Origin of the sequence: Pseudidiomarina terrestris, from assembly GCF_030466405.1 — a bacterium.
In the GTDB taxonomy this organism is placed as follows: Bacteria; Pseudomonadota; Gammaproteobacteria; order Enterobacterales; family Alteromonadaceae; genus Pseudidiomarina; species Pseudidiomarina terrestris.
Map to the genome: position 1 here is coordinate 432149 of NZ_JAGGJF010000002.1, position 14694 is coordinate 446842.

General features: G+C 50.3%; 8 protein-coding genes and 1 tRNA gene. 1 reads left to right on the plus strand and 8 read right to left on the minus strand.

Translation table 11 applies throughout. The features are described 5' to 3' along the window. Positions 1–51: 51 nt before the first annotated feature. From J6J34_RS06380 to rlmKL, 4 genes are read right to left on the minus strand one after another with little or no spacing between them, the layout of a single operon-like run. Complete coding sequence (locus tag J6J34_RS06380) at positions 52–1812, minus strand: DUF3466 family protein (RefSeq protein WP_301898659.1); 1761 nt, start codon at positions 1810–1812, stop codon at positions 52–54. 7 nt (positions 1813–1819) lie between these two features. Further along, entirely contained in the window at positions 1820–3727 is a 1908-nt protein-coding gene (gene uup, locus J6J34_RS06385) for an ATP-binding cassette ATPase Uup (RefSeq protein WP_301898660.1), read from the minus strand. Beyond that, on the minus strand, positions 3724–3963 hold the full coding sequence (locus J6J34_RS06390) for a glutaredoxin family protein (protein ID WP_301720300.1): 240 nt from the start codon (positions 3961–3963) through the stop codon (positions 3724–3726). Before J6J34_RS06390 ends, uup begins: the two co-directional genes overlap by 4 nt. Beyond that, a complete protein-coding gene (rlmKL, locus tag J6J34_RS06395; protein ID WP_301835697.1) occupies positions 3953–6091 on the minus strand; it encodes a bifunctional 23S rRNA (guanine(2069)-N(7))-methyltransferase RlmK/23S rRNA (guanine(2445)-N(2))-methyltransferase RlmL in 2139 nt (712 codons plus the stop codon). Before rlmKL ends, J6J34_RS06390 begins: the two co-directional genes overlap by 11 nt. Before the next feature lie 190 nt (positions 6092–6281). Between rlmKL and J6J34_RS06400 the strand changes: the two genes are divergently transcribed. Next, a tRNA-Met gene (locus J6J34_RS06400) sits at positions 6282–6358 on the plus strand. Here the strand turns inward: J6J34_RS06400 and J6J34_RS06405 are convergent. The 4 genes from J6J34_RS06405 to J6J34_RS06420 all read right to left on the minus strand — a co-directional run bounded on the left by J6J34_RS06405 (position 6337) and on the right by J6J34_RS06420 (position 14615). Next, positions 6337–8076, minus strand: a complete 1740-nt coding sequence (locus J6J34_RS06405; RefSeq protein WP_301898662.1) for a bifunctional 2',3'-cyclic-nucleotide 2'-phosphodiesterase/3'-nucleotidase — start codon at positions 8074–8076, stop codon at positions 6337–6339. The two genes, J6J34_RS06400 and J6J34_RS06405, sit on opposite strands and share 22 nt — an antisense overlap. Positions 8077–8159: 83 nt before the next feature. After that, positions 8160–8711, minus strand: a complete 552-nt coding sequence (locus J6J34_RS06410; RefSeq protein ID WP_301898664.1) for a cell division protein ZapC domain-containing protein — start codon at positions 8709–8711, stop codon at positions 8160–8162. Between the two features lie 56 nt (positions 8712–8767). Continuing rightward, positions 8768–9775 carry a quinone-dependent dihydroorotate dehydrogenase gene (pyrD, locus tag J6J34_RS06415; RefSeq protein ID WP_301898665.1) on the minus strand — a complete coding sequence of 336 codons (1008 nt, stop codon included), beginning with the start codon at positions 9773–9775 and terminating at the stop codon, positions 8768–8770. A gap of 1 nt (position 9776) precedes the next feature. After that, positions 9777–14615 (minus strand): NAD-glutamate dehydrogenase, encoded by a 4839-nt coding sequence (locus tag J6J34_RS06420; protein ID WP_301898666.1) that lies wholly within the window; start codon positions 14613–14615, stop codon positions 9777–9779. Between the last annotated feature and the right edge of the window lie 79 nt (positions 14616–14694).

Here is a 14694-nt window from a genome sequence, read left to right on the forward strand (position 1 = left end):
CTGAAAAAGCGTCATTTCTATGATGATTTTTTTTTAGAACAAGTTTTACGGTTAAGCCTTAATCCAACGACGAACCGTAATAAGACCACCAATCAAGAACATAGTGAAGAGTCCGCCGAAGCCAATTGCTGCGCCTTCGCGCTCAACCCGCTCGTCGGTCACTGAACACTGATTCGGTTCACCTGCTGTTGGGTCAAGAACGACAGTTTTCGCACGCTGTTCATCGCGGGTATTCCCTTGATCATCAACAATTTCTTCCTCGTTGATGGTTGTTGCCGCGATCACACCGTTGTTATTGATGCCTTCTGCTGTAGCAATAAATAAACCCGCATCACAGTCAACGGTATTATTTAAATCAACAAACAATGCGTCGGCAACACGGCTGTCAAAACGGAAACCAACCCGGCGCCGCTGGGTCGACAAGCTTGCTTCAATTTCAGCGGTACCGACGATCACGCCCGAGTTGTTAATTGCGGTCGGTATGGTACTGGAACCGGTAAAGAATCCGGGTAACTCAACAAAAGTGTCAGTATCGAGATCGTATTTGAAACCGACGTAGCGTTGGATACCTTGAATGCTACGGATGACAAAGCCGACCACCTCGTTTTCATCATTGATGTCGGTCGCCGAGCCCCACAGATAATCCCGGTTTTCAATAATTCCAGTGATGGGTAAGGTTTCTCCATCACGGAAGATCGCAGGCAGTTTAATCCTGCGGCCTGGCTCAGCAACACCCTCGTAATAGGTCCAGCTCTGCCCCACAGCTATGCCATTGTTATTAATGGCAAATGCGTAGCTGGAGAAATCACCTTCATCTTCTTCTGCGCGCTCCATAAGCGGCGGATAGTAGGTAACATCAATTACGCTACCGTCCGTATCAAGCTGCCAGACCGCCGCTTGCATGTCATAAATGGACTGATTGCTGGCAATCGACGTGCGGCTATAGAAGTTTTGCAGGTTCGAAGCAACGGAGTTGGTTAAGCTAAACCAACGCTGCCACATACAACCATAAACGGAACGGACCGCGCTACCATCTTCGATTGCCGTCTCACATTGTTCGCCAACTTTCACGGCGTTGGGGCTCAAAGCCATACTGGCAAAACCAACAGCAACGTTAAAGTCGTTGATGTCCATCATGGCAGTTTCACCGCCTAGATAGGCCTGTTCGGGCGCTGGATAGGTTTTTGTTTGAGTACCGTCGGACCACATGGCCTGACGGGTAAAGTCCCGCTCAGCGGCTTCATAGGTGATGGTTTCAGGATCATCGCCGTCAGTCGTGTAGGTGAAACTTTCATAGCGGTAAGGCGCGGTGCCCCAACCTACCCGTGCGTTGTTATTATTCAACGCGTAAAAATAATGATCAGCGGTATTCGCCAATTCAGGCGTTTCCGGATCAGTATCATTGAAGAAATCATTAAAGGTAACCGTCTGACCATCAAAGTAACCGGCAAAATGATAGCTAATCCGGGGGTTACGGAGCTGCGGGCTGGCCCGATCGCGCAAGGTTTCAATCAAGGCGGTGTATTGACCGTAGCTTAGCGAGTAGTCGGCTAACTCTTCATCCTCTAATTCCGGATTAATTCCAATCGACGCTAAAGTGCTGGGCTGTAGTTTGGTTAAATCAATCTCCAGATCCGTTGGAAACTGGCCAAGTTCAGTCACGTGTCGGTTGTCATTGATGTCTGTCGGAAACAAATGGCGGACCTGCTCAGGGGTTTCAACTTGTTGAAACGTGAACACAGTGGCCTCTGCCGGGCTTATAAAAGACGCAGCGACAGCTACGCTAAGCACCCCTAAAGTAAATTTTTTCATAGATGATTCAACTGCTCTCTTTTTGTAAATTTTCGAGTTCTTCCCAACGCTCAAGCGCAGTAATGAGCTCTTCTTCCAGAACGGATAACCGCTCCAGAACTGGCCCTGTCACTTCATGCGGCTGATCATAAAACTCAGCGTTACCGGCTTGTGCTTGTAATTCCTGTTGTTCAGCTTCAAGTGATTCGATGCGTTTGGGTAGCATATCAAGTTCACGTTGCAGCTTATAGGATAACTTTTTCTTCGCTGGCTCTGAACCTTTGCTTGCAGGCTTTTCTGACTGCCGGGCAATGGGTTTAGTTCCCTGCTGTGTCTGATGCATCAGATAATGCTCAACATCATTAAAATCACCGACGATTTCAGTGACTTTACCGGCACCTTCGAATAACAGAATGCTGGTGGCGGTATTGTTTACGAATTCACGATCATGACTTACCAGAATCACTGTTCCCTGATAATCGGCAATGATCTGCTCTAATAGCTCGAGGGTGTCGATATCCAGGTCATTGGTCGGTTCATCGAGCACCAGTAAGTTGCTGGGCTGCAAAAATAGTTTGGCCAGCAGCGCCCGGTTGCGCTCGCCACCGGAGAGCGCATGCACAGGTGTGCGGGCTTGTTGCGGCGCAAACAAAAAGTCCTGTAGGTAACTCAGAATATGCCGGGTGCGACCGTTAAAGGTCACGTCCTGTTTACCATCACCGACATTTTCTGCAACAGATTTTTGTGGATCCAGTTTGGCACGATGTTGGTCAAAGTAAGCCACTTCCAGATTCGTGCCCAGCTTAATGGTTCCGGAATCTATGTTTTGCTGGCCCAGAATCACCCGAATCAAAGTACTCTTGCCACAACCATTGGGCCCCACCAGCGCGATCTTATCACCACGCTGCAGAGTGAGGCTGAAGTCTTTGAAAATCTGCTGATCCGGGAAGCTTAAGCTCATGTCCTCGCCTTCGAAAACGAGTTTTCCAGATCGCTGTGACTCTTGCACCGCAAGTTTCGCTGATCCCTGTTGTTCGCGACGCTGCTTGCGCTCAGCGCGGAGTGCCTGCAACGCCCGAACCCGCCCTTCGTTACGAGTACGCCGGGCTTTTATGCCCTGTCGGATCCAGGTCTCTTCCTGCGCCAGTTTTTTATCAAATTCAGCATTATGCTTAGCCTCGACCTCGAGCAATTCTTGTTTTGCGTTAAGGTAGCTGTCGTAGTTACCGGGAAATGAGGTCAGCTGACCGCGGTCAAGGTCAATAATACGAGTGGCCAGGCGCCGGATGAACATCCGGTCGTGACTGATAAAGAGTACCGCGCCCCTAAATTCCAGTAATACAGTTTCCAACCAGCGTACCATGTCGATATCAAGGTGGTTGGTTGGCTCATCCAGTAACAGCAGATCAGGATCGACCACCAGCGCCCGTGCTAAGGCGACGCGTCGCAACCAGCCACCGGAGAGCGCAGCCATGGAGGCGTTCTCATCCAGCCCCAAGCGGGTCAAGGTTTGTTCAATCCGGGTTTGCAGTTGCCAGCCATTTGCGGCTTCCAGCTGAGTTTGCAGATTCGCCAGTTGGGTGAATAATTTTTCGTTTTCTGGCTCCTGAGTCAGGCGTTGCGAAACGTCGTGGTAGTCTTTCAGAACTTTACCGGTTTCCGCCAATGCCTCAGCGACATAATCGTAGACCCGTTGTTCCGAGTTGGCCGGCGGATCCTGCGGCAGTCGCGCAACGACGGTGTCGCCTACTTTCTGAATCCTGCCATCGTCTAACTGAATATCACCGGAGATCGCCTTCAGCAAGGTTGATTTGCCTGCGCCGTTACGACCGACCAGACAAAGCCGTTCGCCTGCTTCGATGATTAAATCGACGCGGTCTAAAATGGGCTCCCGGCCAAACGCCAGTTGTGCCTGTTGAACACGTAAAACCGTCATACTGTTACAAACTCCATTAATTGCTCACCAAAAGGCCAGCGTAATTCTGCATCGTCTGCCTCACGCACCAATACGGGCACCAGCAAGGCGTATTCTTCAAGCAGTTCCGGCTGTGTGCTGATATCAACCCAGTGCAGGCGAATGGGTTCCTCCAGCTCGAGCTGATGTAGCTGTGCCAGAGCTTGATTGCAAAGTGGACACTCAGGCTTAGTCAGCAAATAAAAATCAGTCGACACTTTGGGTCACCTTAAATAATTGATGGATGCCTTTATGTCGCGCGAAATCAAGACTGATGGACCGCTGGGTCCAATCTTCAGCCTGCAAAAAGGCATCCGCAAGTCCGGCATGGTCAAGCTTAAATTTCTTCTTATTAGTCGAGAAAATAATAACGCCATCGTCTTTCAGCAAACGGCCGGCAAGCTTCAGTAACTGCACGTGGTCGCGCTGCGTATCGAGAACGTCCTGCATGCGTTTTGAGTTCGAAAACGTCGGTGGATCGAGAAAGATCACGTCAAAACGCTGTTGCGGCGGCTGTTTTTGCAGCCACTGCGTGCAATCGGCTTGAATAAAGCTATGCGGGCGTAACGGTAAACCGTTTAAACGGAAGTTCTCTTCGCCCCAGCCCAGATAGGTTTTGGATAAGTCCACAGAGGTAACGCTAAGAGCGCCGCCCAGGGCTGCATGCACTGAAGCACTGCAGGTGTAGGCAAACAGGTTCAGCACCACTTTGTTCTGGCTTAGCTCCGCAATTTTGCGACGCGCCCAGCGATGATCAAGAAATAGCCCCGTATCCAGATAATCACTCAGGTTGATTTTAAACTGCGCATTGTACTCATGCACAATGGTGGTGATGCCCCGCAGTTGTTGACGCTGATACTGTTGCTTACCGGCCTGCTTCTGACGCACTTTTAAGTGCATGTTTGCGGCGGCAAATGGCAGTTCTTCAGCCAGGGTGTCGAGTAGAAACCACAGACGCTCCTTGGCCACAGCAGGCGGGATGTCTTTGGGGGCTGCATACTCTTGAATCACCACATGCTCGTTGTAAACATCGACCGCAGCATTGTACTCAGGCAGGTCCGCGTCATACAACCGCCAGGCACTAACCCCTTCTTTTGCGGCCCATTTTTCAAGTTTTTGGTAGTTTTTCTTCAGTCGGTTAGCGAGATCGCTGGATTGCTCTTTGGTAAACTCAACTTGTTCTTTAGTTAAGTCATAAAGCGCCAGAACGACCTCCAGTGCGCCATTGTAGAGCTTATATTTTTTATGGCTGCGCATTTTGACCCGTTTTAGCAGCCCTTCATCACCTGCCAGCAAAGCCACTTGCCAGCCCTGGAATGCCTGTCTTAAGCGCTGGCCAAAACGACGGTACAGCAGCAAAGTTTCGACTTCTTCACCGAGGCGCTCGCCATAAGGAGGGTTACAGATGACCAAGGCATTCTGTTGCCCTTCTTCCAGCACTGGAGCCGCAACTTTAGTCGCGTCACAGGTTTGCCAGTGGAAGAAGCCGTTGAGATCCAGCCGCTCGGCATTTTGATCAGCGATGGCGAGTACTCTGGGATCGGTGTCAGAGCCATACAACTTCAGCGAAGACGCTTCTTTTGCCTGCCTGTGGGTTGCTTCTGCCTGCTCATGGAGTTGCTGCCAGAGCTCAGGTTGGTGTTGTTTCCAGTAACGGAAGCCCCAGTTATCACGGCGTAGTCCCGGCGCATGTTCGAGAATAATCATCGCTGCTTCAATCAACAAGGTACCGGAGCCACAAAACGGGTCAACGATAATGTCAGTGTCAGTGGTGACACCTGCGCGGATCGCGATAGCTGCGGCAAGCGTCTCACGCAACGGCGCTGCGCCTTGCTGCAGGCGATAACCTCGCTTATGTAGGGCCTCACCACTTAAATCCAGGTACCAGGTTAGCTGGTCACGCTGCAAGTGCGCGTTGATGCGCAGATCGGGGTCGGCTTTGTCGACGTTAGGCCGGCCCAGACCGGCGTCACGAAAATAGTCGACGATGCCGTCTTTAACCAGTTGCGAACCGAACTGGGTATGACGAATTTGTTGATTTTGGCCAGTAAAGTCGACCACAAAGGACTGTGTCGCATCCATGTGTTCCTGCCACGGGGTCGCGGCGACCGCGGCACTTACGGCACCGAGGTCATTTCCTACCGGGCACTGACCCAGTTGCAGCAGAACCCGACTGGCAAGGCGACTCCATAGGCAAACCCGATAGGCGCCTTCTCGGTCGCTGGTAAAGCGACATCCCGCCAGGGTTTGTTGCACATCTTCAATGCCCAGACGTTGGAGTTCGTCGAACAATAGTGGCTCAAGGCCTTTGGCACAGGTTGCAAAGAGCTGCAAAGCTGACGTCATAGTCTGGGTAATCCTTTTTTGCGTCGATAGTCGATAGAAAACGCTTCAATTATACGTGATGCAGAGCGCACTGTATTGTCGCAATTGTGCTAAAAAGCAGCAGTCAAACGGGATTTGTTTAAATATTCAGCAGTTGCAGGAAATAAGCATTGCGTTTACCTGAAAGCTTGGTAACATGCGCAGCATCGGACGCGGGGTGGAGCAGTCTGGTAGCTCGTCGGGCTCATAACCCGAAGGTCGTAGGTTCAAATCCTGCCCCCGCAACCAATTCCGATAACCTTCCAATGTTGTTCCAAATCTTTTGTATAGCGCCGTTCAGGCAGTGATCCAATATATCCTAACAGTACATCTGCCAGCATGTCAGCGCCACGCGCGACGACCGTCTGTCCGTCCAGATGTGGAAAGTTGCCGCCGCCATTAGCGCGGTAATTATTGGTCGCCACATAAAATTCCTGGTCATCGCTAACCGCTTGCCCGGCATAGCTCAGCTCGACAATCCGCTGACCGACCGCCTTGCGCACATCAATGGCGTAGCTGACTCCCAAAATAGTATCAAAGTTATAATGGGGTACGTCGCGATCAATCAGCTCCCAGCAAGAGGGGGCACCCTCGTCCAGGTTTGCGACTGAGGTAAAGCCTTCCGCGCTGCGTTCGAGCCATGCTCGTAGCTGCGCACCATTCACTTTGACCACGTCCAGGGTATTTGGATAACGATAAAGATCACCTATTGCTCCACGGGTAATTTCTCCGGCGGCGATATGAGTTGCTGATTCCTCAGCAGCATAAGCAGCATCAAAAGGAGCTGCTGCGCTTAACAGAGGTAAACTTGGTAAGTCGTTGGCTTTGATCAGCTGTTCCGCCTGCCAGGCTTGCGCGCGCTGGACGAACTGAACGGCACTACTGGGACGCCAGCGTGCCGTCTTATAACTTAATGGCTGCGCGGTTTGTCCCACCGGCTGCTCGACAAACTGCAGTGTTGCCTGATGAGCATCTGCCACCAACTCACGCAGTCGGGGGTTCGTGGCGCCCTGCTCTGTTACGGGTCGGCTTTCGACCACGAAATCGCTAACCTGCCAGCGCTGCTCGGCAAAATCATAAGTTAGCTGCAAATCAATTAAGCCAAGATGACTGCCATAGACTCCGGGCTGTACCGCAGGGACACCACGAACGGTCCCTTTGCTGCTATCAACCTCCGGTAGCAGGTCATACACCTCTGTACCGGGAAAAATCTCGTGCTGATGGCCAAGGAGTATTGCATCAATGTCACTGATGCCTGCCAGCAACCAGCCGGTCTGCTCTTTGTTTTCTGGATTTGCAGTGTCTTTAGGCATCCCCGTGTGGGCTGCCAATACCACCACATCAGCGCCTTGGTCGCGTGCCTGCAATGCTGCTGCCTGGGCGCTGGTGAGCATATCATTGACCGTCACCTGGTGCTCCAGGTGCTGCTGATCCCACTGCATGATCTGTGGTGGCAATACGCCTATCACTGCAATCTTTAAAGGAATGGATTGCCCCGCATCGGTGGTCACCTCCCGCTTAACCCAGCCAATTTTACGCAGGCGCTGTTGCAGCTCGTCCGGTGCGTTCTGCAACAGGTTGAGGTTACTACTGATCACCGGAAACTCTGCATCACGGTAGGTGTGAGCCAGATAATCCAGACCAAAGTTAAACTCATGATTGCCTAGGTTAGCGACATCATAATGAAGAGCATTCAGCAGACGGATAACAGGATGTGTGGAGCTGGTAATTGGGAATTCTGCTACGGCCCAGTCGGTAAGCGCCGAGCCTTGTATCAAGTCACCATTTTCGATGAGAACATGCAAAGGCTGCTCAGCTCGCGCTTGTTGGATCAGCTCTGCAGTCGCAAGCAGACCCATTCCTGGTTGCTCTGCCTGAGCAAAATAATCGTAGCTAAGTAACTGACCATGGACATCACTGGTTTCCATGATACGTAATGTGGTGGTGTGTGAACCTTGTTTGGGCATCGTTTGCTCGCAACTACTAATGCCGACCAAAATCAGGACAGCAACTGAGAAAAATTTGAAACGTTGCAAAACAGGACTCTCGGTTAAGCGTGGCGCAAATGATCGTCGTCGAGATGTAACTGCAAATAGTGACTTGGCTGTAAGCGATTCAGCAAAACTTTTACAGACTCAAACTGCTGCATGACTTTAACGTCTGACAACGTCATGCCATTTGATAACAGCATACACTCCGCGAACTCATCATCCATTGTCATAATGACGAAGATACCTGTCTCAGTACCAGAGTTTAGCTCAATTAAAGCGCCGGATTCTAAATCGTAATTCGGCAGCTCATCGCAGCTCTGAAAATACCAGCTCTGCGGCATTTGCGGACGGCCGAAACGGTCTAAAATCGTGCGGTTGAGGGCTGCCTGAGTCAGCAACATTGGATCCCAAAGTTCGTAAGCTGACAGCGCGTCGTAGAACTCCTGGAAACAACTCGCATCATCCATAGTGAATGCTGCGTGCATAGGTTTTAATGGGATCAAGCGTGAAGATTTGTAGGGACACGTGTGCACAAGACCGTGGTCTAGTTCAACGACGAGCTGGTCTTGCTCGGGGTCGTATATCCAGCGCCAATGCTGAGATGCGTGCACGTTTGTACCTTTTATAGTTATTAGATGCTGATTAACATAGCTAAGATACGATCAAATTACAAGCGATTCACTATACTCGGGATAAGTTTCGGTCCTTGATAAATGAAGCCTGAATAAATCTGCACTAAACTGGCTCCGGCAGCTAACTTAGCTTTAGCGGCTGAGTACGAATCGACCCCGCCCACGGCGATGATCGGTAGCGCCCCATTAAGCAAGCCAGACAGCTTGCGGACGATTCGGGTACTGTCTTCAAAGAGCACAGCGCCACTTAACCCCCCTGCTTCATTGGCATGCTCAAGTCCGGCAACAGCATCCCGGCTTAGAGTGGTATTGGTTGCAATCACCGCATCGATGTCATGCTTGATAAAAGCAGTCGCCATGGCTGCTAACTCATCATCAGATAAATCAGGAGCAATTTTTACCGCCAGTGGCACGTATTTGTTGTGTTTAGTGGTGAGTGCCGCCTGTTCTTTCTTTAATATGCTTAACAGCTTATCCAGCGCTGCACCATGTTGAAATGAGCGCAGTCCAGGAGTGTTTGGCGAAGAGATATTGACTGTGATGTAAGTCGCATAGGGATAAATTTTGCGCATACAGTACACATAATCATCCACCGCATTTTCTTCGGGGGTGTCTTTATTCTTACCAATATTAATTCCAAGCACACCCTTAAAGTTTGCCTGGCGCACCTGTTCAATCAGGTAGTCGACACCTTTGTTGTTAAAGCCCATACGGTTAATAATGGCGTCTTTTTCTGGCAATCTGAACAGTCGCGGCTTTGGGTTGCCAGGTTGTGGCCTGGGCGTGATCGTACCGATTTCGATAAAGCCAAAGCCCATTTGCTCGAAGGCACGAATACATTCGCCATTTTTGTCCAGGCCCGCCGCCAGGCCGACTGGATTGGGGAACTCGATGCCCATAACTTTGACCGGCTTCGGCGCGACCTTTTGCCGCCAGAATAACGCTAAAGGCGTATCCGTATAGCGTCGCAACAGCTGCAAGGTCAAATCATGCGCTTCTTCCGCATCTTTTCGAAACAGCCACGCCTTAGCCAGTCCGTACATCTTAGTTGGTCACCGTACAGTTATGATTTAGTAACATAAGTTCGCGCAATGCCACTGAGAACTTCGCGAATTCGTGGGTCTTGGTAGTACGGAAGTCGGACAACATATGCAACCAGCGATCGACAAAGACCTGATTATCGGCCATCCATTCATCCAGAACTTCAAGACCTTCCACTTTGGCATCGCCACTTTTCAGCATGCTCAGAGTTAGTGAACGTTGCTGCCAATCCAGTTCCTCGCGGAAAGCCGCTCTTGCCAACGCCTGCCAGTGGTTATCTACCGGTTGCGTATTGATTTGTTCCAGGAACCAATGCAGAGAAACACGCGCGCCCAGGTGGAAATACGCTAAGGCTACGCTGCGTACTTTACGATCTGTTTCGTGCACGATATCTGCGATATCAAGCGCCGAGAACACCGTCGACAAGGTGCCAATCTGCTGTGCAAGTTTCTCTGGTGCACCGGCTTTAGTTAAACGTTCGATCTCTTTTTCAAGACCTGCACGTTCGTCCGGAATCAGATAATCCAATACATTCTTGCGCAAGTCCTTGAATGCGCCCTGATAAAAATCAAGACGTTCCTGGATTGTCGTCAGTTCTGGTTTACGGTGGCGCAAGAACCAACGCGTCGCCCGGCGTACTACACGGCGTAACTGGAACAGCATATGATTCTGAATATCTGCCGGAATCTTGTTATTGCCCGCTTCAATTTGCTCCATCAAACCACGTAAATCGAAGCATTCTCGTGCCACCACATAAGCAGAGGCAACTTCTGCAGCGGTAGCACCTGTGGCGTCCATTTTACGGAATACGAAGTTTGGCCCCATATCGTTGACAATATTATTGGCAAGACGAGTGGCGATAATTTGTGCCCGCAATGGGTGCGCTTCCATCGCTTCCGCATAAGGTTCATGCAGAGGTTTAGGAAAGGCATTAATTAAAGAACGCGCATGGAATGGGTCAGCCATGACCGCTTCGTCCAGCAAACTTTCTTTTAGTACCATCTTGCCGTAAGCCGTGATGACCGCCAATTCCGGACGAGTAAAGCCTTTCCCACTCGCCTGGCGCTCTGCCAGCTCATCGTCATCTGGCAAAAATTCCAGACTGCGGTTTAACTGCCCTTCGCGTTCCAGGTGATGGATAAAGCGTTGCAGCTCTTTGACCTGGTCCGAGCCGCGTAAAGCAGTCACAGAAATAGACTGGGACTGACGGTGACAGTCTTTTAATACGATTTGCGAAACTTCGTCGGTCATATCGAACAACAATTTGTCACGTTGTTTCCGCGTCAAATCACCGTCGGCAACCAGGCCGTTAAGCAGAATTTTGATATTAACTTCGTTATCCGAGCAATCGACACCACCTACGTTATCGATAGCGTCGGTATTGATGCGACCACCGTTGCCGGCGTACTCGATACGACCTAACTGAGTCAGGCCCAGGTTACCGCCCTCGCCGACAATTTTCGCCCGCAGCTCTTTGCCGTTGACGCGTAAGGCATCGTTAGCACGATCGCCAACATCGCTATCGCTCTCTTTGGTCGATTTGACGTAGGTTCCGATACCGCCGTTCCAAAGCAAATCGACAGGTAGAGTCAGGATTGCGCGGATCATATCCGTCGGCGTCATCGATTTTTTCTGAGTGTTGAACAGCTTTTTCAACTCAGGCGTTAGCTCGATCGCTTTCGCGTTTCGGGGAAATACGCCACCACCGTTTGAAATCAACGACTTATCATAATCTTCCCAGGAAGAGCGTGGTAAGTTAAATAAGCGCTCGCGTTCCGCGTAGCTCTTTTTCGCATCAGGTTCAGGATCGATAAAAATGTGCAGGTGGTTAAATGCGGCCACCAGACGAGTATGTTTTGACAACAGCATGCCGTTTCCAAATACATCCCCGGCCATATCACCGACACCCACTGCAGTGAAATCAGTGGTCTGACAATCAACGCCCATCTCGCGGAAGTGCCGTTTCACGGACTCCCATGCACCACGTGCGGTAATGCCCATTTTCTTGTGGTCGTAACCCACCGAGCCACCTGAGGCAAAAGCATCGCCGAGCCAGAAATTGTATTCTGCTGAAATGCTATTGGCGATGTCAGAGAAGGTTGCCGTGCCTTTGTCGGCGGCAACAACCAGATAGGTATCGTCGTAATCATGGCGCACCACATCTACCGGCGGCTGTACTTCACCACCAACGATATTATCGGTGATATCCAGTAACGCACGGATGAAGGTGCGATAACACTCTTTACCTTCTTCGAAAAACGCTTCGCGCTCTTCTGGTAAATGCTTGCAATAGAAGCCACCTTTCGCACCTACCGGCACGATAACCGTGTTCTTAACCTGCTGCGCTTTAACCAGCCCCAGCACTTCGGTACGGAAATCTTCCCGGCGATCCGACCAGCGCAGGCCGCCACGGGCAACTTTACCACCACGCAGGTGGACACCTTCAACGCGCGGTGAATAGACGAAAATTTCGTATTTGGGCAAAGGCAAAGGCATTTCAGGAACTTGCTCTGGCAAGAACTTCACTGAAATATAAGGCTTTTCATTGCCGTTTTGATCTTTTTGGAAGAAGTTCGTACGTAATGCGGCCAGAATAAGCTCGACATAACGGCGGAAAATCCGGTCATCATCCAGATTGGCAACATTGTCCAACTCGCTGGTGATACGGGTCTCCAGCGCCTCAACCTTCTTGTTACGGCTCTTCGTACTTGGCTCAAACTTACTATAGAAAAGCTTCACGATCAGGGTCGCAATGACCGGGTACTTACTGAACGTACTTTCGATGTAACTTTGGCTGAACGTGGTACCGATTTGACGCATGTATTTTGCCAACATCCGCAAAATCACCACCTGGCGCCCTGTCAGGCCAGCGCTAAGTACCAAACGGTTGAAGCCATCATCTTCGTAGTGGCCTTTCCAGACATGCGCAAAAGCTTCCTGGAAGACGTCGCGACTGGCCTCAAGATCCAGTTTGATATTGCTGTGCAACATCTGGAAATCTAATACCCAGAACACATCACCGTTGGTGGCTTTGATCTGATACGGGCTTTCACCAATGATGCGAAGACCAAAGTTTTCCAACATCGGCAACACATCTGACAGGTGAATTGGCTCATCTTTATGGAACAATTTCAAGCGGATACGCTTGCTCTGCTCATTTTCCTCACGGGAACGATAGAACAGCATGCCAAGCTTATGGTCTTTATCGAGGGCTTCTAACTGCTGAATATCAGCAATGGCGACCGACGGTAAGATTTCTTCTTTGTACGCACGTGGGAAGGCGTTGGCATATTTCTTATTTAAAGCGTTCGCTTTCGATTCACCGAAAGTGCTGCGCAAAATACGTTCAAAATTGTCTTCCCAGGTCCGTGCCGCTTCAACCAGATCGTGTTCCAATTCTTTCACGTCAATATCCTGTACGTGGTCTCCAACGCGAACCGTATAATGGGTGCGGGCCAGATTTGATTCAGAAAAATACGTGGTAAATTCCACGTCGTAATTGCTATCCAGGGTTTCCGCTAAAATCGATTGGGTCTTCTGGCGCAACAAGGTGTTGTAACGCTCTTTGGGTACATAGACCATACAGGATGCAAAGCGACCGAAAATATCGCGACGCACAAACAGTCGGGTCATATCGCGTTCCTGCATTTGCAGAACACCCAGACCTACATCAAGCAGTTCTTCCTCAGTGGCTTGCACCACTTCATCACGCGGATAGGTTTCGAGGATATTTAATAAGGCTTTCGCTGCATGTGAGTTCTGGGCAAAGCCAGAGACATCCATAACTCGCTTAATTTTTTCGCTGACCAGCGGTACATCACGGGCGCTGTTGTTATAGAAACTGCTCGAATAAAGACCGATGAAGCGATCTTCACCAATGACTTTACCGTTTTTATCAAAGCGTTTGACGCCGATATAGTCGCAATAGGCTGGACGATGAACCCGTGATTTGGAGTTGGTTTTGGTGACCAGCAACAGAGTATTATCAAAGGTCAGCTCGCGCGCTACCTCCGGCAGCGAGGATACCAGGCGCTCTTTGTTGTTTGCAGATTTACGCATCAAGCCAAGACTTGAGTCACTGATCTGACAAATGAGGTGATCGCCCTCAACCGCCTTTAAGTCATAGCGGCGATAGCCCATCAGGGTGAAGTTATCTTTCGCCAGCCATTTCAGAAAGCGCTGTGCTTCTTTTAGCTCTTTGGCGTCGCCCGGGTAGTTAATATCACTTAATTCTTCAGCGACTGTGGCAAGACGTTCACGCATCGGCTGCCAGTCTGTAACAGAGGCAGTAACATCGTCCATCACTGATGCCAGCTCACGTTTTAGTTGGGCAATGGCGTCTTTGCTGGTTTGACGATCGATTTCAATCAGGAATACGGTATCAACTTCGTTATCGCCACGGGTCCCCGCTTTCAGCAGGTTAGTGATACGCTGCTGTTCGTCACGCTCGTGACTTAGTGGCAAATGCAATAACAGGTGCGAGTTGATGCCCAGCCGTGACAATGCCATGCGAATGGAATCCACCATAAATGGCATATCGGTCTGGATGATTTCAATGATGGTATGGGCAGATTCCCAACCATGTCGCGCTACTTCCGGATTGTAGACTTTGATCAGGGCTTTATCGCCTGGGTTATACTCATTGAAACTGTGCCAGAGCCCCATAATCGCACCGTAAAGGTCGCTGTCATTGCGTTGCGCCAGTTCGTCTGACGACACATTGCGAAACATACGTAGGGCAAAGTCTTGAATGATATCAGCGCGGTCAGTTGCACGTTGCTGAATGAGAGCGGCCACTTTTTGCAATATTACGGGAGTCTGGCTGTCGCCAACGGAGTTCATGCTAAATATCCTTGTAACCTTTTGAGGTGAACGCGGTTTTGTATTTTTACCAAAAACTGTGATAACTCGTATTGTCGGA

Excerpts from the sequence above, each read along its gene's own strand:
- uup (WP_301898660.1), bottom strand. The coding sequence starts at position 3,727 with ATGACGGTTTTACGTGTTCAACAGGCACAACTGGCGTTTGGCCGGGAG.
- J6J34_RS06420 (WP_301898666.1), bottom strand. The coding sequence starts at position 14,615 with ATGAACTCCGTTGGCGACAGCCAGACTCCCGTAATATTGCAAAAAGTG.
- J6J34_RS06405 (WP_301898662.1), bottom strand. The coding sequence starts at position 8,076 with ATGCCCAAACAAGGTTCACACACCACCACATTACGTATCATGGAAACC.
- pyrD (WP_301898665.1), bottom strand. The coding sequence starts at position 9,775 with ATGTACGGACTGGCTAAGGCGTGGCTGTTTCGAAAAGATGCGGAAGAA.
- J6J34_RS06380 (WP_301898659.1), bottom strand. The coding sequence starts at position 1,812 with ATGAAAAAATTTACTTTAGGGGTGCTTAGCGTAGCTGTCGCTGCGTCT.
- rlmKL (WP_301835697.1), bottom strand. The coding sequence starts at position 6,091 with ATGACGTCAGCTTTGCAGCTCTTTGCAACCTGTGCCAAAGGCCTTGAG.